This is a genomic window from Phytoactinopolyspora endophytica (assembly GCF_004138495.1).
GTDB lineage: Bacteria > Actinomycetota > Actinomycetes > Jiangellales > Jiangellaceae > Phytoactinopolyspora > Phytoactinopolyspora endophytica.
The window spans coordinates 252,488-252,829 of sequence record NZ_ML142850.1; the positions used below are offsets into that span (position 1 = coordinate 252,488).

Here is a 342-nt window from a genome sequence, read left to right on the forward strand (position 1 = left end):
GCTTCGGCACCCCGCACGTTCTGGAGTATCCGATTACCTCTCCTCATGCCGGCCGTCGGTGTGATCACCGTCCTCACGTTCATAGGTTGCTTCAACATCTTCGACCTCGTCTATGCCCTGGGAGGTTCCGACGGCGGCCCTGGTGGCGCCATGGACGTACTGGGCTTGCTCTATTACCGCACGGCATTCGAAGGCGGAATTAACGCCATTGGAGAGTCTTCGGCACTCGCGATGTTGATCTTCGCCTTCATATTCGGTGTCGCTCTTGTCATCGAACGACTCTTGCGACGTCGGGAGGTCGCCGCATGACTGCCCTTCTTCCCACGTCGGACACGAAAACAC

1 protein-coding gene is annotated in these 342 nt (G+C 58.2%); it reads left to right on the top strand.

All coding sequences use genetic code 11. The features are described 5' to 3' along the window. A partial coding sequence (locus ELR45_RS36890; RefSeq protein WP_205855941.1) for an ABC transporter permease subunit occupies positions 1–309 on the top strand: 309 nt, incomplete at its 5' end. Positions 310–342: the final 33 nt, after the last annotated feature.